This is a genomic window from Haloarcula marina, from assembly GCF_024218775.1.
Classification (GTDB): Archaea; Halobacteriota; Halobacteria; order Halobacteriales; family Haloarculaceae; genus Haloarcula; species Haloarcula marina.
The window spans coordinates 357,755-375,434 of the sequence record NZ_CP100404.1 but is presented as its reverse complement, the minus strand read 5'-3'; the positions used below and the strand labels follow the sequence as shown (position 1 = coordinate 375,434).

Below are 17,680 nucleotides of genomic sequence, written 5' to 3'. Positions count from 1 at the left end.
GAACGACGGCGACTGCCGTGCGAAGACGGCACACACCACCGCGGGAGTTTTCCGTCCCGTCTCGGTAGTCGCGGCCATGCTGTTCCCCGAGGAGATAGAGACCGACCGGCTTCGATTGCGTCGCCTCTCCCACGAGACGGTCGACGCAATCGAGTACTACCGCCTGTGTTCGCGCCACGAACCCGGTATCGAGGACGTGACCGCCTATCTCCCGTGGGACCCACACGAGACGGTCAAAGAGACCCACGACTACCTCGACGAACTCGAAGCGAAGTGGGAAGCGGGGACCCGCGCCGAGTACGTCATCCGGCCCAAATCGGGCGAGGACGGCGCCGGCGAAATCGCGGGGGCGGGCGGCCTCGTCCTCGACTGGGAGCGACAGACGGCCAAGCCCGCGATTTGGCTCCGCAAGCGGTTCTGGGGCCGCGGCTACGGGGGCGAGCGAGCGGCGGCGATGCTGGAACTGGCCTTCGACCGCCTCGACGTACCCCTCGTCGCGGTGCCGGTCGAGGACGGCAACGAGCGGTCGCGGCGCGCCGTCGAGAAATACGTCGAGGCTCACGGCGGCCAGTACGACGGCGTCGTCCGGAACTCGACGGTCCGGCCCGACGGGCGCGTCGTCGACCACCACCGCTACACCGTCACGCGCGAGCAGTATCGAGCGTCGGTCGGGACGGCGTAGGCCCGCCGACTTCGGCGGGAACCGGGGGCGGACCGAACGTCCTATCTGACACCGCGAGCGGGGCGTTTAAGGCTAGCCCGCGCTTCCCCACGACCATGAGTGAGGCCGAGTCCGAGTCGCGGGCGGGGCGCGAAGAAGTGTGGATAGAGAAGTACCGCCCGGAGTCCTTAGACGACGTGATGGGCCACGAGGACATCGTGGGCCGTCTGCAGAGTTACGTCCGGCGCAACGACCTCTCGCACATGCTGTTTTCGGGCCCGGCAGGAACGGGCAAGACCACCTGCGCCACGGCTATCGCCCGCGAGTTGTACGGCGAGGACTGGCGCGAGCACTTCCTCGAACTGAACGCCTCCGACGAGCGCGGTATCGACGTGGTCCGGGACCGCATCAAGAACTTCGCGCGGACGAGTTTCGGCGGCGTGGAGTACCGCATCATCTTCCTGGACGAGGCCGACGCGCTGACCAGCGACGCCCAGTCGGCGCTGCGTCGGACGATGGAGCAGTTCTCGAACAACGTCCGCTTCATCCTCTCGTGTAACTACTCCAGTCAGATAATCGACCCCATCCAGTCTCGGTGTGCCGTCTTCCGGTTCTCGCCGCTGTCGGACGACGCCGTCGAGCAGGAGATTCGCCACATCGCGGCCGAGGAGGACATCGAACTCACCGACGACGGGATGGCGGCGCTGGTCTACGCCGCCGACGGCGACATGCGCAAGGCCATCAACGGCCTGCAGGCGGCGTCGGTCAGCGGCGACGTGGTCGACGAGCAGGCGGTGTACGCCATCACCTCCACGGCCCGTCCCGAGGAGATACGCGAGATGGTTCAGTCGGCGCTGGACGGCGACTTCACTGCCGCCCGCGCGACGCTCGACCGACTGCTCACCGAGGAGGGCATCGCTGGCGGCGACGTCATCGACCAACTCCACCGCTCTGTCTGGGAGTTCGACATCGACGACGAGGCCGCGGTGCGTATCCTCGAACGCGTCGGCGAGACCGATTATCGCATCACGCAAGGGGCCAACGAGACGGTCCAACTGGAAGCGATGCTGGCGTCGCTCGCACAGGGGAAGTAGGGCAGTCGCGGGAAGCGCGAGACCCCTTAGTCCCGCTGTTGGACGTCGATAGCTACGTCGCCCTCGCCGGTCGCCAGTTGGACGATGCGGCCCGTGTAGCGGACCTCGCGGACCCGGGCGTCCGACCCGCCGCCGACCCGCACGTCGACCACGCGGTTCGAGGGGTTGTCGTCGTCGCCGAACAGCGTTCTGATGGGACCGGTCGTGCGGATGTACACCCGCACCGACCCGCGCCGGGGACCGGTAACCCGGACGTAACTGGCCGCGTCGTCGTCATCGTCATCGTCGTCATCGTCATCGTCGAACCGGTCTAAGTCGATAGTGCGGCCGTCGACGACGATTTCCGGCCGTCGGGCCGACCACCGAACGTCGGTGATGCTCCCGGTGAACTCGAAGGAGTCCACCGCGCTGCGGTCGTTCAGAATCGAGCGGATGCGACCGTCCCGGGCCACGTCCTCGTTCTCGGCGAGGTCCCCTTTCCTGGCCTCGCCGGAGACGCGCACGTCGACGACGTTTCGCTCGTCGATGGTGTTGTAGATGCGCATCTCGCGGTAGTTCGCGTCGCCGTCGTAGTCGGTCGGGTCGACGCGCCGCCCGTCGACGTAGACGCGCGGTTCGGCCTGACTCCAGCGGATGCGCCGAATCTGGCCGGTGAACTCGAAATTGTCGGTCGCGCTGCGGTCGGTGAGGACCGAGCGGATACGGCCGTCCTCGGCGCTGTCCTCGGCCTCGGTTCCCGAACCGAGACGCACGTCGCCGGTCACGACGACTTCGACCACGTTCCGCCGGTCGACGGTGTTCTCGATGCGGAGCGTGCGCCATCGTTGCTGTGCGGCCGCGGTGTCGAACAGGGCCAGTCCGGTGAGGGAGAACAGGCCCTTGGTGAGTGCCCGTCGGTTCATGGGTGCTGTGTCGGTGGGGACCACCGTTCGCTGTCACACGCCGCCATCGTGGATAGTTATCCGGCGGCCGCCACCGGTACGACCGCCTTATCGCCGACGGACGCTCAGTGGGGACGTGCTTACCGCCACGTCGGGTCCGTTGGGCCGGTCGGCAACTCGGAACGCACGAACCGGTACGCGGCGGGAAGTCCCGACGGCGCTGGTGGAATCGCTGGCCTGCGTGCGGATACCGTCGCCTCGCGGCCGCAATGGCCTGTTTTCACCATCGATAATTGCTCACTCAAGTTTATACAGTGGTAGAAAGTACGATATCAGTATCTGAAATGCACAGCGCGAACGCCCGGCGCGAAGACGAGCGCGCCCAAGTCGGTATCGGGACCCTCATCGTCTTCATCGCGATGGTGCTGGTCGCGGCCATCGCCGCCGGTGTCCTCATCAACACCGCTGGGTTCCTCCAGAGTTCCGCCCAAGCGACCGGGGAGGGCGCCAGCGACTCGACGACGAACCGCCTCCAAATCGTGAGTACGACCGGCGACCACTTCGCGGGGAACAAGGTTGGCGTCGTCAACATCACCGTCAAAGCCGGGCCGGGGTCTGGAAGCGTCGACTTGGACAAGGCGACGGTCCAGTGGGTCGGGCCGACCGGGTCGTACTACCAGTTGGCGAGCGGGTCCTCTCCGCCCGGCCCCGACGGTGAGTTCACCATCTCGACGGTGCAAGACGACGACGACTCACAACCAGTGGTGAACGACCCCGAAGACCGGTTCACGATAACGCTGGACCTCGGCGCGTCCGACTTACCGGGGACCGATTCGGCGGACACCTTCGGGAACGCCATCCGAGAGGGCGAGACGGCGACGGTCCGTATCACCACCGCGTCGGGCGCGACGACCACGAAGCGAATCGTCGTCCCGCAGACGCTCTCGGGCGGTTCCTCGGTCCTGCTGTAACGGTCGAAACCCCCTTCGGAACTGTTTTACCCGCTGCTGGGCCAACAATACGCCAATGAGTGACCTCGAGGAGGCCTATCAGTTAGACTACTTCGACGAGGCGGGGTTCCAGCGGCAGGAGTGCGTCGAGTGCGGGGCGATGTTCTGGTCCCGCGCCGACCGAGACACCTGCGGCGAACCGCCCTGCGAGGAGTACGGCTTCATCGACAACCCGGGGTTCGACGAGGCGTTCTCGCTGACGGAGATGCGCGAGGCGTTCCTCTCGTTTTTCGAGGGGCGTGACCACACGCGCATCGACCCGTATCCGGTCGCCGCGAACCGCTGGCGCGACGACGTACTGCTGACACAGGCGTCTATCTACGACTTCCAACCGCTCGTCACGTCCGGGACGACGCCGCCGCCCGCGAACCCGCTGTGTATCTCCCAGCCGTGTATCCGGATGCAGGACATCGACAACGTGGGCAAGACCGGTCGGCACACGATGGCCTTCGAGATGATGGCCCATCACGCGTTCAACGCCCGCGAAGACATCGAGGACCCCGAGGAGTACGCCTATCAGGGCGAGGTGTACTGGAAGGACGAGACGGTCCAGTACTGCGTCGAACTGTTCGAGGAACTGGGCGCAGACGTCGAAGAACTCACGCTCATCGAGGACCCGTGGGTCGGCGGCGGCAACGCCGGTCCGGCCTTCGAAGTCATCTATCAGGGCGCGGAACTGGCGACGCTCGTCTTCATGTCCCTCGAACAGGACGACGACGGCGAGTACCTGATGAAAGACGGCAACCGCTACTCGGAGATGGACACCTACATCGTCGACACCGGCTACGGACTGGAGCGGTGGACCTGGGTGTCACAGGGGACCCCGACGGTGTACGAGGCCGTCTACCCCGAGATGATCGCCTTCCTCAAGGACAACGCCGGTATCGAACTCAGCGACGAGGAGGCGGCCATCGTCCACGACGCCGCGAAGTTAGCGGGCCGGATGGACATCGACGAGGCCGAGGACATCGAGGCCGAACGCGACACCATCGCCGACGCCGTCGGCGTCGACATCGACGAACTGCGCGAGTTGATGGGGCCGTTGGAGGAGATTTACGCCATCGCCGACCACTCCCGCACGCTCGCGTACATGCTCGGCGACGGCATCGTCCCGTCGAACGTCGCGACGGGGTACCTCGCGCGGATGGTCCTCCGGCGCACCAAGCGACTGGTCGACAGCGTCGGCGTGGACGCGCCGCTCGACGAACTCGTCGACATGCAGGCCGAACGACTCGGCTACGAGAACCGCGACACCATCCGCGACATCGTTCGCACGGAGGTCGAGAAGTACCGCGAGACCCTCGACAGGGGCGGCCGCCGCGTCCGCCAACTGGCCGACGAGTACGCCCAGACGGGCGAGGCAATCCCGACCGAGGAACTCGTCGAACTGTACGACTCCCACGGCATCCAACCGGACATGGTCGAGGAGATAGCCGCCGAGAAGGGCGTCGCCGTCGACGTGCCCGACGACTTCTACGCCGTCGTCGCCGACCGCCACGGCGGCGGCCAGGCCTTCGAGGACGAGGAGGGCCTCCCCTACGGCGACCGCATCGTCGAACTCCCGGAGACGGACCGACTGTACTACGAGGACCAACAGCGCACGGAGTTCGAGGCCGTCGTCCTCGAAGTGTTCGACCGCGAAGACGGGAACTTCGACGTGGTGTTGGACCAGACGATGTTCTACCCGGAGGGCGGTGGGCAACCGGCCGACCACGGGACCCTCTCGACGGACGACGTGACCGCCGAAGTCGAGGACGTCCAGCGGTACGACGGCGTCATCCTCCACACCGTCGACGAGGACCCCGGCAAGGGCGAGTTCATCCGGGGACAGGTCGACGCCACGCGGCGCAAGCGCCTTATGCAACACCACACGGCGACCCACATCGTCATCCACAGCGCCCGGCAGGTACTGGGCGACCACGTCCGGCAGGCCGGGGCGCAGAAGGGCGTCGACTCCTCGCGCATCGACATCCGCCACTACGAGTCGGTGGCCCGCGAGCAAGTCAAGGAAATCGAACGGTACGCCAACGAACTCGTACAGGACAACGTGCCGGTCACCCAGGAGTGGCCCGACCGCAACGAGGCCGAGGAGAAACACGGCTTCGACCTGTATCAGGGCGGCATTCCGGCGGGCGAGCAGATTCGCCTCATCCAAGTCGCCGACGACATTCAGGCCTGCGGCGGCACGCACGTCGCCCGCACCGGCGACATCGGCACCATCAAACTGCTGAACACCGAGCGCATCCAAGACGGCGTCATCCGCCTCACCTTCGCGGCCGGTGACGCCGCAATCGAGTCCACGCAACGGACGGAAGACGCCCTCTACGAGGCCGCCGACATCCTCGACGTGGCCCCCGAGGAAGTCCCGGCCACCGCCGAGCGCTTCTTCGAGGAGTGGAAGGGCCGCGGCAAGGAGATAGAGGACCTGAAAGCACAACTCGCAGAGGCCCGCGCCGCGGGCGGGGTCGACAGCGAGGAGGTCGACGTCGGCGAGGCCACCGCCGTCGTCCAGCGCATCGACGCCGACATGGACGAGTTGCGCGCACAGGCCAACGCCATCGTCGAACAGGGCGACATCGCGGTCCTCGGGTCCGGTCGGGACGGCGCGCAGTTCGTCGTCGCGGTGCCCGAAGGCGTCGACGTGGACGCTGGCGAAGTCGTCGGCGAACTCGCCGGTCGCGTCGGCGGCGGCGGCGGCGGCCCGGCGGACTTCGCGCAGGGCGGCGGTCCGGACGGCGACGCCTTAGACGACGCCTTAGACGACGCGGGCGAGATTCTGCGGTCGGTCGCGAACGTCTGACTCGGGCGGCGAACCGATTTCCTCGGACCCGCCGGGCGGGGGAAAGAACAATATTCGTTCTCGCTGAACAGTCGAGCAATGGCACAGTGTGGGGCCTGCGGCGAACCGGTCGCAGCGAGCCACGCGTTCTGCCCGGCGTGTGGGGCCGAACAGGACGCCTCGGATTCCGCGGGCGAGTCCGCTGACGACCCGTTCGACCGCGATTCGTTCACCTTCGGTCTGCACTACTCGCTGCGCGGCGGGTACGAACCGATGCTGCTCGGAAGCATCGTCGCGCTCGTCGGGTTAGTCGTGCCGCCGCTCTCGCTGTTCACCTACGGGTACGCGTTCCGGTTGACTCGCGCGGCGGCCGCCGGTGACCCCGACCCGCCAGCGTTCGACGGACTCAAGCGGCTATTCGTCGACGGCCTGCGAGGGGTCGTCGGGGTACTGGTCGTCGGCGGCGTGACTCTCGTCGTCGGCGCGTCAGTGGCGGCCGTCGCGGAACAGGTCGGCCTCGGCGGGGCCGCGACCGACTTCGCGGTCGCCGTGGTGGCGCTCGCCGGACTGTACGTCGCGCCGGCGGTGCTGACCGCCTACGCGGCGACGGGACGGCTCTCGCGGGCGCTGTCGGGCCGCCACGCCGGGGCCTTCGCCACCTCCAAGCGGTATCTGGAGGGGTTTCTCGGATGGGCCGTCCTGCTGTTCGCGGTGACGCTGCTGTGGCTGGCGTCGGTACTGACCATCGTCGGCCCGGCCGTCGTCACGACGTTCGCGGGGTACGTCTTCGCGGGCTTTTGGGGCTATCAGTACCACGCGGCCGCCGACGACGGCGTCGTACCGCCCGTCGCGCCCGCTGACTCTGAACCCGAGGTGGACGACGCGGCCGACCCCGCCCGGCCGCCCGCGACGCACTGACGACCGAAAGAGCCACCCCGCGACCGCGCGAACCGTCGGGCGATGCCGACCGCAACGAACGACGGCGTCTCGCTACACTACGAGACCGACGGCGACGGTCCCACGGTCGCCTTCGTCGGCGACGTTGGCTACGGCGCGTGGCTCTGGGGCTGGCACTACGACGCGCTGACCGGCCCCTACGAGACGCTCGTCTGGGACCTGCGCGGGACCGGCGACTCCGACGCCCCCGACGGCCCGTACGACGTGGCGACGCTGGCGGCGGACCTCGAAGCCGTCCTCGCCGACCACGGCGTCGGGCGCGTCCATCTCGTCGGCGCGGGACTGGGCGGAATGGTCGCGTTGCAGTACGCCCACGAGTTCAACCGCGCGCGGACGCTGACGCTGTACTGCACCGCCGCCGCAGGGAGCGAACTCGACGCCGACGCGCTCGCGTCACTGTCACTCGACGCGGGTGCCGACTCGCTCGCTGGCGCGTTCAGCGACGGCTTTCGCGGGGCGAATCCGGACCTCCTCGAGCGAATCGCCGAGTGGCGGCGCGCGGACGACGCGACGGGCGCGGCCTTCGACGCGCAGGCCGCCGCCGCGCTCGACTTCGACGCGCCGCCGCTGTACGAGGTGACCCTGCCGACGGAGGTGTACTACGGCGTCGAGGACCCCGTCGTTCCGACCGACGCCGCGGAATCGCTCGTCTCGGGCCTCCCTCGCGGGTCGGGCGAGGCCGTCGAAGGACGACACGGCTGTTTCGTGGAGCACGCGACGGTTCTCACCGACCGACTGACGGCGTTCCTCGACGAGTACACCGACCACGAGTTTTAACCACTGCCCGGGCGAGTCGGCAGGCATGTCCCCGGACGACGACGAGGGGCCGCCCTCCGACGACGAACCGAGCGTCAGCGACGAACCGACCGACGCGGAGCGCGAGCACTCCGACGACAGCGAGTCGATAGCCGAGGACGACTCGGCGGCCGGAACCGACGACTCCACGGCCCAGTACGACCCCGAGACGGGCGAACGAGTAGACGAGACGGACGCCGAACCGGCCGCCTCGGACGGCGCCGCCGACGGACAGAAGTTCTGCCACGCCTGCGGAACCCAGATTTCTGCGGGCGCGAAGTTCTGCCCCGACTGCGGTGCCCAGCAGGACGGAGCAGTCGGGTCCGAAAGCGGGTCGCGGGAGGTCGACCGGGTCACGGCGGGCATCTTCGCCATCCTGCTCGGCGGCCTCGGCGTCCACCACTTCTACCTCGGGAACGTGGGGCTGGGCGTCCTCTACCTCTGTTTCTCGTGGACGTTCATCCCGGCGCTCGTCGGCGTCATCGAGGGCATCATCTACCTGACCAAGACCGACGAGGAGTTCCAGCGCCAGTACGGCCGCGAGTGAGGGAGTGAGTGTGCCGCCGACCGAACTGCGACGCGAACTCCGTCGCGGACTGGCCGCGACGGCCCCGTACCTCCTCTCGCACCACGCCGCCGCGGAGCGCCACCGCTGTCACCGCCTGACCGTCGGCGGCCGGACGCTGTACCTCTGTGCCCGCTGTAGCGGCGTCTATCCCGGTATCGTGCTGGGTCTCGCGGCGTTCCTGCTCGGCGTCGGTCGCGGGGCGTGGCTCCCCGTCGTCGCGCTCTTTCCGCTTCCGGCGCTGGCCGACTGGGCGGTGACGACACTCGGCGAACGCCGGGGCACGAACGCCCGCCGGACGGCGACGGGCGCGCTCCTCGGCGTCGCGTACGGGCTTGCGTTGCCGTGGTTCCTGACGACGCGACGGCCGCTACTGCTCGCCGTCGCGGTCGGGTACGCCTCGCTCGCGGCGTTCGGCCTCTGGGCGGCGTCAGAGTGAACGGCAGTTCCTGCCGTGGAAGCAGGCATTTTTGGGCGTCGGCACGTTGTGGGAAACGATGAGTCTGCGCATCGCCCTGCTGAACGCGGCCCACGACGGCGAGGACAACCGCCGGAACTTCCGGCGGGAACTCGACGCCGACCTCGTGGAGTACGACGTGACCGAGCGCGAATTACCGGACACCTTCGCGTTCGACGCGTGTCTGGTCACGGGGTCGCGGGCGTCCGTCTACTGGGACGAGCCCTGGATCGCCGACCTCGAAGCGTGGGTCGGCGACGCAATCGAGCGCGACCTGCCGTTCCTCGGGGTGTGTTTCGGCCACCAGTTGCTCGCCCACGCGCTGGGCGGCCGCGTGGAGGCGATGGACGACTACGAAATCGGCTATCGAACCGTCGAACACGACGGCGAGAACCCGCTGCTCGCTGGCGTCGACGAGTCGTTCACCGTGTTCACGACCCACTCGGACCACGTCGCGGAACTCCCGCCGGGGGCCGAGCGGTTCGCCGAGAACGACTACGGCGTCCACGGCTTCCGACAGGGCGACGTGTTCGCGGTGCAGTTCCACCCCGAGTACGACCCCGAGACGGCCGAGACGGTGACGACGGGGAAGGACCTGCCCGACGAGCGCATCCAGCGCGTACTGGACGGCATCACCGAGGAGAACTACCGGGCCGCCTGCGAGGCGAAGCGGTTGTTCGACAACTTCACCGACTACGTCCGACAGCGGCGGTCGGCGGCGGCCGAGACGACTCGCGCCGCCAGCGACGATTAGCGACTCAGGCGGTCCAACAGTTCGTTTTCGACCACCAGCACGCCGACGGCGGCGACGATTATCGCGCCCTCCACCGGCGAGGTGAGGATACCCAACCCGACGATGAGCGTCGTCGCACACGCTGGCGCGTGACCGGTGTCGGTGAGCAACATTCCGGCCGTCGTCAGCGCGACGGCGACGACGCCGCTGGCCGCCAGTCTGAGGCCGCCGACGGTTCCCGGTCCCATCGACGCCGTGATGACGACGCCCCCGGCGACGGCGTGGTAGGCGAGCAAGCCCGCGAGGACGCCGATGGCGTGACCGCCGAGGACGCGGCGCGGCTTGGAGGCGGGAGCGGCGGGCCGGGTCGCAAAGAGGTACGCCGTCGGCCCGAGACTCGGGAACAGGAAGGGGAGGCCGCTGAGCCACACCACGGCACCGAGCGTCGACAACAGCGCCCCGACGCGGAGCGACTGTCGGAGCGACTCGCTGGTGGACAGTTCGACCACGGTGACGGTTGGTCCCCGCCGTCGGACAAAACGGTGGCGTTCCGGCCACAGGTTTTTCTCGCCACCTCCTGAGGGTGGGATATGCGCCTCGCGACGCTCGCGGTCGTCGTCTGTTGTCTCACAGCGGGTTGTCTCGGGTTCGGCGGCCAGCCAGCCGACACCACACAGGACGTACAGCTGTCGGTCGACAACGCGGCGGACGAAGCCTACGACGTGCGTGTCTCCGTCGTTCCCGGCGACGTGACGAACGTCAGGTTCGTCTACGCCAACGGAACGACCCGAGTCCGGCCGACGACCGACCTCACCGGCGTCTCGCCGTCGCAGTTGACGAACGTGACCGACGTCGTCCTCGCCGGCGCGAACGTCACGAGCGACGAGATTCGCGTCCCCGCCAACAGCGGCATCGGGACCACGCTCTCGGACGTCGAACCGGGAGCGTCGGTGTGGCTCGTCGTCCGCGCGACGACCGGCGAGAGTCGCGTTCGGACGTGGGCGCAGTTCAGTTGCCGCCCGGAGACGGCGCTGGTCCGTGCGGACCTCGCAATCGGTGGCGACGGGACCATCGCACTGGCGACGGAGTGCCGGTCGGCGGCGTGACGCGACTCAGGTGAATCGCCCCGTTTCGGCGTCACACGCCGTACAGTAGGTGAGCAGGGCGTCACGGTCGTCCGTGAGCGCCACCCGCTGTCGCGTCCGTTCGCCGCAGTCGGGACACTCGCGGACCATCTCGGTGTCGTTCGCCTCCCTCGGCGCGCCCAGCGCCAGCGCGACGACTCGCTCGTCGCCGTCGTTGCGCCCCAGTTGCCACTCGCCGGGTGCGAAGCGAACCGCCTCCCCCGCCTCGACGGTCACGTCCCCGTCTTCCGTCTCGAAGGTGGCCGTTCCCGACTGAACGTAGAAGACTTCCTCCTGTTCGGGGTGGCGGTGATACCCCAGCCCGAACGTCTCGCCGGGGGCGAGTTCGTAGTAGTTCATCGCCAGTTCCGTCGTGTCGAGTGCCGACGACAGCGAACGCTTGACGGCGGCGGGGCCGAGGCGGGCGGGCGCGTCGTCGAGACTGGTCCGTTCCATGACGACTACGTGATCGCCGACGCCTAAAACGGTGCGCGCTGACAGGGGGGCGAAAGGCGAGAAATCTCGTTACTCGCGTCGGTCGATGTCGAGTTGCTCGTCGAGTTCGTCGAGCCACTCGGCGTCTTCGAGTTCGGCCATCTGCTCGCGGAAGTGTTGCTTGCACACGCCGACTTTGATGCCGTCGCTCTCGACGGCGAGGTCCGCATCACGGTCGCAGTAGTGACACTGCATACACATCGGTAGGAGTCGTAGGGCATTGAACCCTCGGGTTCCGTCTGCCGGTCGTCAGACGATTGCGGCCCGGACCCGCTCCCACGCCGCGGCGTCCAACCCCGCGAGTCCGAGCGTCTCCTCGTGGGCGTCGCTTCCGCCAGTGGGGAGGAGGTCGTATCGCTCGATAGCGCCCTCGACGAGTCCGGCGTCGGTGTCGTAGCCGTAGGGATACCACCGCTCGACCGCGTCGAGCGACTCACACCGGGCAAGCGCGGCCTCGGTGTCCGGGTACCGAAACGGGTGCGCGAGGCCGACGAGGCCGCAGGCGTCGGCCAGCAGGTCCCGGCCGCGCTCGAAGGACGGCACCTCGCGCGGGACGAAACACGGGCAGTCGTCGCCGATGAAGTGTTCGAACGCCTCGTCGAAACTGTACTCGCTCACCTCGGCGATGGCGCGCGCGACGTGCGGACGGCCGAGTCCCTCCCGGGGTTCGACCGGCAGTTCGGTGTCCAGTCGCGACTCCACGCACTCGATGATGCGCCGCCCTCGCTCGCGCCTGTCCTCTTGGATGCGGTCGCACTCGGCCTCGAGTTCGGGCGTCGGGTCGACGCCGTAGCCCAGCAAGTCCAGTCGCTGGTCGCCCGCGTCGACGCGCAGTTCGATACCGTGGACGACGGTCACGCCGTCGCGCGTCGTCAGCGGCGCGGACAGCGCCGGATTCGTTCGGTCGTGGTCGGTGACCGCGACGACGTCGACGCCCGCCCGCCGTGCGGCAGCGGGGAGCGTCGCCAGCGTGAGCGACCCGTCAGAGCGCGTCGTGTGGACGTGGAGGTCCGCGACAACCATACGGTGTCGTCCGCGTCCAGCGACAAGCCACTTCCCCCCACCGCCCAGTATGTTTCACGCCAACACACGTCGTATGTTCCTTAAACGCACTAAGGTATATTAACATAATCAATAGTTAAGGTTTATTATCGACCATGCACTTTCCCGTCGTATGCGAATGTTGACCGATGCGGCAGAAGCGTTCGAAGCACAGGAGTACCCACTAACCACAGACGAACTCATCGAGGCCGCGGGCGACACCACACTGGAACTGCCCAACGGCACGGAGACGCTGGGGGACGCGCTCAGTCGTTCCTCACCCGAGACGTTCGAATCCGCAGAAGACGCGATGCTGACGGCGTGTGCGGGCGTCTCCAGCAAAGCCATCGGTCGCAAGGGCTACTCCGACCGCGACCCCATCTGCATGGGCGAGGACGGTCCCGACCAAGTCTCGTTCTAACGCGAGAAGCGTCCAGAACGGCCCCAGCTACACTTTTTCGCGCGCTACTCGGCGAGCGGCCGCCACGCCGACGCCCCGCTCAGAAGCCGAAGTCGTCTTCCTCGTCGCGCAGCGCCGGGTCGCGCTGCTCGGCCGCAGTCTGTCCGAACATATCGTCTTCGAGGTCCGATGTCGACTCCTCGGTGGTCGTGTTGTACGCGGAGATACCCCGGGAGAGCAGTTCCTCGACGGCCTGGTCGCGGTTGAGGAACTCCCCCTGTTCGACGAGGCGAGTGATGTCAGAGTCGACTTGGTCCGGCAGGGACACTTTGATTTTGCTCATACGCGGCGGCTAATCCGGTCGGGGATATAAAACCTGTTGCCGGGCCGTGGGAGGGGTCAGCGGTCGAGAAACTCAGGTCTGCTGACTGCCTCGGTGCTGTCGACCTCCTGTCTGTCGAGCAGTTCGCTGGGCGCTAAGGCGTCGGGAAGGCCGTCGCGGCCGCCGGTGGGGATGTCGTCCTCGTCGACGGTAGTGCGTTCGCCCTCGACGAGTTCGGCCCAGATGGCGTCGCCGTCGGCGTTGGTGGCCTCGGCCGTCGCTTTCGCCTCGTTGCGTCCCTCGTCGTACGCGAGTTCGACCATGCTCCGGTGGTACGCCGAGTCCATCTCGGCGTAGATGGCCTCCAGTTCCTCCCGGTTGTACTCCCCGAGGCGTTCGGCGACGCCGATAGCGTAGGCGCGGTCGGTGGCGCCGTCCTTACCCAAGGCGTCCCAGTCGGTGTCGAACTCCCGTTCGTAGCGGTTCATGTCTGTATCTTGGTGTCGGCGTGGACCTGCAGGCCGTGGTCGCTGAAGGATATCTCGCGGATGTCACAGTCGATTGCGGTCCCGCGCATCTTGATGACCTGCACGCCGCGGGTCATGCTCCCGCCTTCGAGGAAGTTGTGGAAGAAGATGACGCCGTGGGCGAGGTAGTGTTCGTCGCTGTACGAGGACGGGTCGGTCATCTCCGAGATGAGCAGCGTCGTGGTGTCGGTCTGTTTCAGCGCGGAGAGGAAGCCCGTAATCTCGCCTTCCACGTCGTTCATGAAGTGCTGCAGGAGCATCGTCGAGTCGATGACCACCCGCTGGATGTCGTTTTGCTCGATGTAGGCGACCAGTCGGTTCGTCAGGCCGCCGTCCGTACCGAACTGCGTAATCGTTCGCTTCCCGTTCTCGGTGACGAGGTTGAGGAACTGGACGGCGTCGGACTGCATCGCCCGGTCGAATCCGAACTCGTAGCCCGACATGTCCTGCATCAGTTCGGCCTTCGTCTCGTGCATCGTCACGTAGAGGCACGTCTCGCCTTCTTTGGCGCCCTGTGTGATGAACTGCGAGCAGAACGTCGTCTTACCGCTTCCGGGCGGCCCGCTGACGACGTACAGGCGGTCCGTGAGCAACCCGCCCTCGATGAGTTCGTCGAATCCGGGGACGCCGCTGGAGATACGCATACTCCCGGTATGCGCGCGTCTGGACATATGTCTTGGTGCTCTGTTTTCACCGGTGATAACTCTCTCGGACGGTCAGGGGTCGACGGCCGCGGGCGGTTCCTCGGCGAGCGTCAGCAATCGCTCGGTCCCCGCCTCGTCGAACCGCATCGGCCGCCGCCACCACGGCCCCTTTCCCGAGTCCGAGGACAGGTCCGTGACCACCCAGTTCGCGTCCGTGCCGCCACTGGGCGCTGACAGCGGGACCACCGTCTCGTACAGTCGGGAGCCTTCCGGGTCACCGAGGAGGAGCACGCGGGCGTCGAACGTCTCGCGCTTGACGTGGGCGTTCGAGTCGAAGACGGCCCGGTCCGCGGGCGCGAGAGCGCGGTACTGCTCGCCCGTCACCGGGTCCCGCGCGAGTCGGAAGTGCCCGATGACGTGCGCGCCCCACCGCGGCGACGCCCACGCGGGCGGGTCGCCGCCGCCAGTCGTCGACAGCGTCGCGTAGAAAAAGAGGTAGTCGCCCGCCGACAGCGCCGACAGCGGCCCCGCCTTCACGCCGTGTTCGTCGCCGTAGGTGTACCGCTCGCCGCCCGCCTCGGGGAACTCGGGGTCGAAGTGGACCGGCCGGTCGGCGACGCCGCTCACGTCCGTCTGGAAGTCGAAATCGGCGTAGGTCGGGACCCGTTCGGCGGTCGGTTTCGACTCGGGAATGGGGATGTACTCGAACGTGCCGTCCGGATAGACGGGGCCGCGAAAGCCCGGTTCGTTCGTGTTAGCCGCGACGTTGATGGCGACGCTCCGCATGGCCGTACGTCGACCCGAACGGCCAAACCCCTACCGGAGCGAGGCCGTACACTCACCGCAGTACCGAATCATCCGATGGGACTCGTTGGCGGCCCCGCAGGCCTCGCAGTTGACGACCACGTCGGTTTCGGGGCGCGATACCGAACGGCCACCGGCGTCGCCGCGGTCGAACCCGCCCGCGGTGGTCTCCGGTGTCGGCTCTCGTCGCTGGAAGTACCGGTACAGAAGGACCTGCAAGAGGCCGAACCCGACGACGTACCCGGTCAGCCACACCCACGTTTCCATACCCGAAATTTCGGGGAGTGCCTACTTTGCTGTTCGGGCGTTATTTTCAGGACTGATACTCGGAAAGAGTCAGCGGTCCGGCGGCGTGAGGTCGCGCTGGAACTCGTCGAACGGGTCGATGTCTTCGGGGATGTCGTAGTCGAGTTCGCGCTCGGCCCGCCGGTCGGCGTTCGCGTCGTCGAGCGGGTCGGCCACGGACTCCCACCCGTCCTTGATGGCGATGGACTTCGCCGGTGTGCCCGCCGCGATGTGGTGGGCCGGGATGTCCTTGCCAGCGATGGATTTCGCGGCGAGGATGGCGTTCTCGCCGACGCGGACGCCCGCCCGGACCATCGAGTCGTAGGTGAGGCGCACGTCGTCTTCGATGATGGTGTGGAAGTTGTCGATGTGGGTCTGGTCGGTGGCGTCGTGGTCGTGACTGTAGATGTGGGTGTCGTCGGAGATGGAGACGCGGTCGCCGATGGTGAGTTTCCCGCGGTCGTCTAAGTGAACGTCGTCGTGGACCACGACGTTGTCGCCCACTTCGATGTTGTGGCCGTAGGTAAAGGAGATGTTCTTGAAGAAGCGGCAGTTCTCCCCGCAGGACTCGAAGAGATGGCTCGCGAGCATCCGACGGAAGCGCAGCGCGAACTCGACGTTGTCGGCCATCGGCGTCGCGTCGAACTGTCGCCAGAGCCACTGGAGGTGCTTCGACCGCTTGAACTTCTCCTCGTCTTTCTCGGCGTAGTACTCGCTCTCCAGCGTGGTGTTACAGGGGTCGTACCCCTGCAGGCGGACGCGTTCGGCGGGCGAAACGTCCTCACCCGACTGCCAGCGCTCGTAGGCGTCGCGGTCCCCGTGGAGGTCGATGAGCACGTCGGTGACCACGTCACAGGTGTCCTCCTCGCCGGAGAGGCGCTCGTCGACTTCGTCGATGAACGCTCGGAGTCCCTCCTCGGCGAGTGGCGGTAACGACACGTGGCGCTTAGTCATGTGCCGTACGTCGCTTCGAGGGCAGATAGGGGTTTCCGTTACGCCACAGAAAGGTGGTGACACCGGTGTCACCACCCGCGAGCCAACAGTATAAGCCGCCCCCGGCCCACGGCCCGACATGGTCAGGTCGGACTTCATCATGGAGGTGCGCGGGTATCTCGTCAACCCCGCCGAGCGGCGGTTGCGCGCGCCGTGGCGACTCGTCGTCTGGGTGTTCCTCGCGGGCTTCGGCGTCGTCGTCGTCGGCGGCGTCGTCGGGTCGATTCCGCTCCCGGCCGGTGAGGGGACCGTGGCGGTGCTGTACGCGACGGCCCAGCGTATCGGCGTCCTCCTCGCCGGACTGGTCGTCGCCGTCGGCGTCGGCTACCTCCTCGACAGGCGGACGCTCGCGGACTACGGCCTCGGACTCGACCGGCAGTGGTGGCGCGACGCCGTCTTCGGCCTCGCGCTGGGGTTCGGGCTTCCCACCGTCGCCCTCCTCGGACTGCTCGCCCTCGGCTTTCTCACCGTGACCGGCGTCCTCACCACGTCGGCCAGCGACACCCTCGCCTTCGGGACGACGGGCGCGCTCTTCCGACTGGGACTGCTCGCGGCCTTCTTTTTGGTGCAGGCCACGACCGAGGAGGTGGTGGTTCGGGGCTATCTGCTGACGAACCTCGCCGAAGGACTGGCCGGGGCGTTCGGGAAGTTCCGGTCCATCGTCGTCGTCACCGTGGGAACGGGGGCGCTGTTCGGCGTCCTCCACCTGACCAATCCCAGCGCGTCCGCGCTCAGCACCACGAACATCACGCTGTACGGCGTCCTCCTCGGCGCGTGCTACGTCCTCACCGGTCGACTGGGCGTCGCCTGCGGCTTCCACGTCGCCTGGAACTACACCCTCGCGCTGTGGAACTTTCCCGTCAGCGGTCTGCGGGCGGGCGCCGCCCTCCTCGAAACGAATCTGACCGGCCCGGCGCTGGTGACCGGGGGGTCGTTCGGTATCGAAGGCGGCCTCGTCGCCCTCCCCCTCCTCGTCCTCGGGTCGGCCGCGCTGTGGTGGTGGGTCAGCCGTGAGTACGGGGCCGTCGAAATCGTCGACGCCGTTGCCGTCCCGGACCTTCGGATTCGGGTCCGTAGCGTCGACTCTGAGAGCTGACCGGCGAACCACGGCGG

23 protein-coding genes are annotated in these 17,680 nt (G+C 67.5%); 12 read left to right on the top strand and 11 right to left on the bottom strand.

Going from position 1 to position 17,680, the window contains the following annotated elements:
• Positions 1-76: 76 nt before the first annotated feature.
• Both NJQ44_RS01960 and NJQ44_RS01955 read left to right on the top strand, forming a co-directional pair.
• A complete protein-coding gene (locus NJQ44_RS01960; RefSeq protein WP_348533068.1) occupies positions 77-682 on the top strand; it encodes a GNAT family N-acetyltransferase in 606 nt (201 codons plus the stop codon).
• A 95-nt stretch (positions 683-777) separates the two neighbouring features.
• Positions 778-1,755 carry a replication factor C small subunit gene (locus tag NJQ44_RS01955; protein WP_254273002.1) on the top strand — a complete coding sequence of 326 codons (978 nt, stop codon included), beginning with the start codon at positions 778-780 and terminating at the stop codon, positions 1,753-1,755.
• Positions 1,756-1,781: 26 nt separating this feature from the next.
• Here the strand turns inward: NJQ44_RS01955 and NJQ44_RS01950 are convergent, their stop codons facing one another.
• Positions 1,782-2,657, bottom strand: coding sequence for a hypothetical protein (locus tag NJQ44_RS01950; protein WP_254273001.1), 876 nt, complete (start codon positions 2,655-2,657; stop codon positions 1,782-1,784).
• A gap of 323 nt (positions 2,658-2,980) precedes the next feature.
• Here NJQ44_RS01950 and NJQ44_RS01945 point away from each other — a divergent pair, with 323 nt between their 5' ends.
• The 7 genes from NJQ44_RS01945 (at position 2,981) to NJQ44_RS01915 (ending at position 9,953) form a co-directional block, all read left to right on the top strand.
• Positions 2,981-3,607 carry a flagellin gene (locus NJQ44_RS01945; protein WP_254273000.1) on the top strand — a complete coding sequence of 209 codons (627 nt, stop codon included), beginning with the start codon at positions 2,981-2,983 and terminating at the stop codon, positions 3,605-3,607.
• A 55-nt stretch (positions 3,608-3,662) separates the two neighbouring features.
• The gene (alaS, locus tag NJQ44_RS01940; RefSeq protein ID WP_254272999.1) at positions 3,663-6,446 is read left to right on the top strand and encodes an alanine--tRNA ligase; all 2,784 of its coding nucleotides are present in this window, start codon (positions 3,663-3,665) and stop codon (positions 6,444-6,446) included.
• A 78-nt stretch (positions 6,447-6,524) separates the two neighbouring features.
• Positions 6,525-7,343 (top strand): DUF4013 domain-containing protein, encoded by an 819-nt coding sequence (locus NJQ44_RS01935; RefSeq protein ID WP_254272998.1) that lies wholly within the window; start codon positions 6,525-6,527, stop codon positions 7,341-7,343.
• Positions 7,344-7,385: 42 nt separating this feature from the next.
• Positions 7,386-8,159, top strand: coding sequence for an alpha/beta fold hydrolase (locus NJQ44_RS01930; protein ID WP_254272997.1), 774 nt, complete (start codon positions 7,386-7,388; stop codon positions 8,157-8,159).
• Between the two features lie 25 nt (positions 8,160-8,184).
• Positions 8,185-8,724 (top strand): zinc-ribbon domain and TM2 domain-containing protein, encoded by a 540-nt coding sequence (locus NJQ44_RS01925; RefSeq protein WP_254272996.1) that lies wholly within the window; start codon positions 8,185-8,187, stop codon positions 8,722-8,724.
• A 10-nt stretch (positions 8,725-8,734) separates the two neighbouring features.
• On the top strand, positions 8,735-9,181 hold the full coding sequence (locus tag NJQ44_RS01920) for a DUF2085 domain-containing protein (protein WP_254272995.1): 447 nt from the start codon (positions 8,735-8,737) through the stop codon (positions 9,179-9,181).
• A gap of 58 nt (positions 9,182-9,239) precedes the next feature.
• Positions 9,240-9,953: a type 1 glutamine amidotransferase gene (locus tag NJQ44_RS01915; protein ID WP_254272994.1), complete on the top strand. Its 714-nt coding sequence runs from the start codon at positions 9,240-9,242 to the stop codon at positions 9,951-9,953.
• On the opposite strand, the gene NJQ44_RS01910 is transcribed toward NJQ44_RS01915, so the two are convergent.
• Positions 9,950-10,441, bottom strand: a complete 492-nt coding sequence (locus tag NJQ44_RS01910) for an HPP family protein (RefSeq protein WP_254272993.1) — start codon at positions 10,439-10,441, stop codon at positions 9,950-9,952. The two genes, NJQ44_RS01915 and NJQ44_RS01910, sit on opposite strands and share 4 nt — an antisense overlap.
• An 81-nt stretch (positions 10,442-10,522) precedes the next feature.
• Here NJQ44_RS01910 and NJQ44_RS01905 point away from each other — a divergent pair, with 81 nt between their 5' ends.
• Positions 10,523-11,038, top strand: coding sequence for a hypothetical protein (locus NJQ44_RS01905; protein WP_254272992.1), 516 nt, complete (start codon positions 10,523-10,525; stop codon positions 11,036-11,038).
• Positions 11,039-11,044: 6 nt separating this feature from the next.
• On the opposite strand, the gene NJQ44_RS01900 is transcribed toward NJQ44_RS01905, so the two are convergent.
• The 3 genes from NJQ44_RS01900 to NJQ44_RS01890 form a co-directional block, all read right to left on the bottom strand.
• On the bottom strand, positions 11,045-11,512 hold the full coding sequence (locus tag NJQ44_RS01900) for a cupin domain-containing protein (RefSeq protein ID WP_254272991.1): 468 nt from the start codon (positions 11,510-11,512) through the stop codon (positions 11,045-11,047).
• A gap of 69 nt (positions 11,513-11,581) precedes the next feature.
• Complete coding sequence (locus NJQ44_RS01895; RefSeq protein ID WP_254272990.1) at positions 11,582-11,746, bottom strand: DUF6757 family protein; 165 nt, start codon at positions 11,744-11,746, stop codon at positions 11,582-11,584.
• Positions 11,747-11,800: 54 nt separating this feature from the next.
• Positions 11,801-12,574, bottom strand: coding sequence for a PHP domain-containing protein (locus NJQ44_RS01890; RefSeq protein WP_254272989.1), 774 nt, complete (start codon positions 12,572-12,574; stop codon positions 11,801-11,803).
• Positions 12,575-12,725: 151 nt separating this feature from the next.
• On the opposite strand from NJQ44_RS01890, the gene NJQ44_RS01885 reads away from it, so the two are divergent.
• Positions 12,726-13,013, top strand: a complete 288-nt coding sequence (locus NJQ44_RS01885; protein ID WP_254272988.1) for a DUF5789 family protein — start codon at positions 12,726-12,728, stop codon at positions 13,011-13,013.
• Positions 13,014-13,092: 79 nt separating this feature from the next.
• On the opposite strand, the gene NJQ44_RS01880 is transcribed toward NJQ44_RS01885, so the two are convergent.
• The 6 genes from NJQ44_RS01880 to NJQ44_RS01855 form a co-directional block, all read right to left on the bottom strand.
• Positions 13,093-13,335, bottom strand: a complete 243-nt coding sequence (locus tag NJQ44_RS01880) for a DUF7120 family protein (protein ID WP_254272987.1) — start codon at positions 13,333-13,335, stop codon at positions 13,093-13,095.
• A 56-nt stretch (positions 13,336-13,391) separates the two neighbouring features.
• Entirely contained in the window at positions 13,392-13,802 is a 411-nt protein-coding gene (locus NJQ44_RS01875) for a DUF8057 family protein (RefSeq protein WP_254272986.1), read from the bottom strand.
• Positions 13,799-14,485, bottom strand: a complete 687-nt coding sequence (locus NJQ44_RS01870; RefSeq protein ID WP_254272985.1) for an RAD55 family ATPase — start codon at positions 14,483-14,485, stop codon at positions 13,799-13,801. The genes NJQ44_RS01875 and NJQ44_RS01870 overlap by 4 nt, the downstream gene beginning before the upstream one ends.
• Positions 14,486-14,557: 72 nt before the next feature.
• Positions 14,558-15,271 carry an Nmad3 family putative nucleotide modification protein gene (locus NJQ44_RS01865; RefSeq protein ID WP_254272984.1) on the bottom strand — a complete coding sequence of 238 codons (714 nt, stop codon included), beginning with the start codon at positions 15,269-15,271 and terminating at the stop codon, positions 14,558-14,560.
• Positions 15,272-15,301: 30 nt separating this feature from the next.
• Positions 15,302-15,556 carry a DUF7577 domain-containing protein gene (locus tag NJQ44_RS01860; RefSeq protein WP_254272983.1) on the bottom strand — a complete coding sequence of 85 codons (255 nt, stop codon included), beginning with the start codon at positions 15,554-15,556 and terminating at the stop codon, positions 15,302-15,304.
• Positions 15,557-15,625: 69 nt separating this feature from the next.
• The gene (locus tag NJQ44_RS01855; protein ID WP_254272982.1) at positions 15,626-16,528 is read right to left on the bottom strand and encodes an acyltransferase; all 903 of its coding nucleotides are present in this window, start codon (positions 16,526-16,528) and stop codon (positions 15,626-15,628) included.
• 118 nt (positions 16,529-16,646) lie between these two features.
• Between NJQ44_RS01855 and NJQ44_RS01850 the strand changes: the two genes are divergently transcribed.
• Complete coding sequence (locus NJQ44_RS01850; RefSeq protein WP_254272981.1) at positions 16,647-17,663, top strand: CPBP family intramembrane glutamic endopeptidase; 1,017 nt, start codon at positions 16,647-16,649, stop codon at positions 17,661-17,663.
• Positions 17,664-17,680 lie beyond the last annotated feature (17 nt).

Excerpts from the sequence above, each read along its gene's own strand:
- NJQ44_RS01960 (WP_348533068.1), top strand. The coding sequence starts at position 77 with ATGCTGTTCCCCGAGGAGATAGAGACCGACCGGCTTCGATTGCGTCGC.
- NJQ44_RS01955 (WP_254273002.1), top strand. The coding sequence starts at position 778 with ATGAGTGAGGCCGAGTCCGAGTCGCGGGCGGGGCGCGAAGAAGTGTGG.
- NJQ44_RS01950 (WP_254273001.1), bottom strand. The coding sequence starts at position 2,657 with ATGAACCGACGGGCACTCACCAAGGGCCTGTTCTCCCTCACCGGACTG.
- NJQ44_RS01945 (WP_254273000.1), top strand. The coding sequence starts at position 2,981 with ATGCACAGCGCGAACGCCCGGCGCGAAGACGAGCGCGCCCAAGTCGGT.
- alaS (WP_254272999.1), top strand. The coding sequence starts at position 3,663 with ATGAGTGACCTCGAGGAGGCCTATCAGTTAGACTACTTCGACGAGGCG.
- NJQ44_RS01935 (WP_254272998.1), top strand. The coding sequence starts at position 6,525 with ATGGCACAGTGTGGGGCCTGCGGCGAACCGGTCGCAGCGAGCCACGCG.
- NJQ44_RS01930 (WP_254272997.1), top strand. The coding sequence starts at position 7,386 with ATGCCGACCGCAACGAACGACGGCGTCTCGCTACACTACGAGACCGAC.
- NJQ44_RS01925 (WP_254272996.1), top strand. The coding sequence starts at position 8,185 with ATGTCCCCGGACGACGACGAGGGGCCGCCCTCCGACGACGAACCGAGC.
- NJQ44_RS01915 (WP_254272994.1), top strand. The coding sequence starts at position 9,240 with ATGAGTCTGCGCATCGCCCTGCTGAACGCGGCCCACGACGGCGAGGAC.
- NJQ44_RS01905 (WP_254272992.1), top strand. The coding sequence starts at position 10,523 with ATGCGCCTCGCGACGCTCGCGGTCGTCGTCTGTTGTCTCACAGCGGGT.
- NJQ44_RS01900 (WP_254272991.1), bottom strand. The coding sequence starts at position 11,512 with ATGGAACGGACCAGTCTCGACGACGCGCCCGCCCGCCTCGGCCCCGCC.
- NJQ44_RS01895 (WP_254272990.1), bottom strand. The coding sequence starts at position 11,746 with ATGCAGTGTCACTACTGCGACCGTGATGCGGACCTCGCCGTCGAGAGC.
- NJQ44_RS01890 (WP_254272989.1), bottom strand. The coding sequence starts at position 12,574 with ATGGTTGTCGCGGACCTCCACGTCCACACGACGCGCTCTGACGGGTCG.
- NJQ44_RS01885 (WP_254272988.1), top strand. The coding sequence starts at position 12,726 with ATGCGAATGTTGACCGATGCGGCAGAAGCGTTCGAAGCACAGGAGTAC.
- NJQ44_RS01880 (WP_254272987.1), bottom strand. The coding sequence starts at position 13,335 with ATGAGCAAAATCAAAGTGTCCCTGCCGGACCAAGTCGACTCTGACATC.
- NJQ44_RS01875 (WP_254272986.1), bottom strand. The coding sequence starts at position 13,802 with ATGAACCGCTACGAACGGGAGTTCGACACCGACTGGGACGCCTTGGGT.
- NJQ44_RS01870 (WP_254272985.1), bottom strand. The coding sequence starts at position 14,485 with ATGCGTATCTCCAGCGGCGTCCCCGGATTCGACGAACTCATCGAGGGC.
- NJQ44_RS01865 (WP_254272984.1), bottom strand. The coding sequence starts at position 15,271 with ATGCGGAGCGTCGCCATCAACGTCGCGGCTAACACGAACGAACCGGGC.
- NJQ44_RS01860 (WP_254272983.1), bottom strand. The coding sequence starts at position 15,556 with ATGGAAACGTGGGTGTGGCTGACCGGGTACGTCGTCGGGTTCGGCCTC.
- NJQ44_RS01855 (WP_254272982.1), bottom strand. The coding sequence starts at position 16,528 with ATGACTAAGCGCCACGTGTCGTTACCGCCACTCGCCGAGGAGGGACTC.
- NJQ44_RS01850 (WP_254272981.1), top strand. The coding sequence starts at position 16,647 with ATGGTCAGGTCGGACTTCATCATGGAGGTGCGCGGGTATCTCGTCAAC.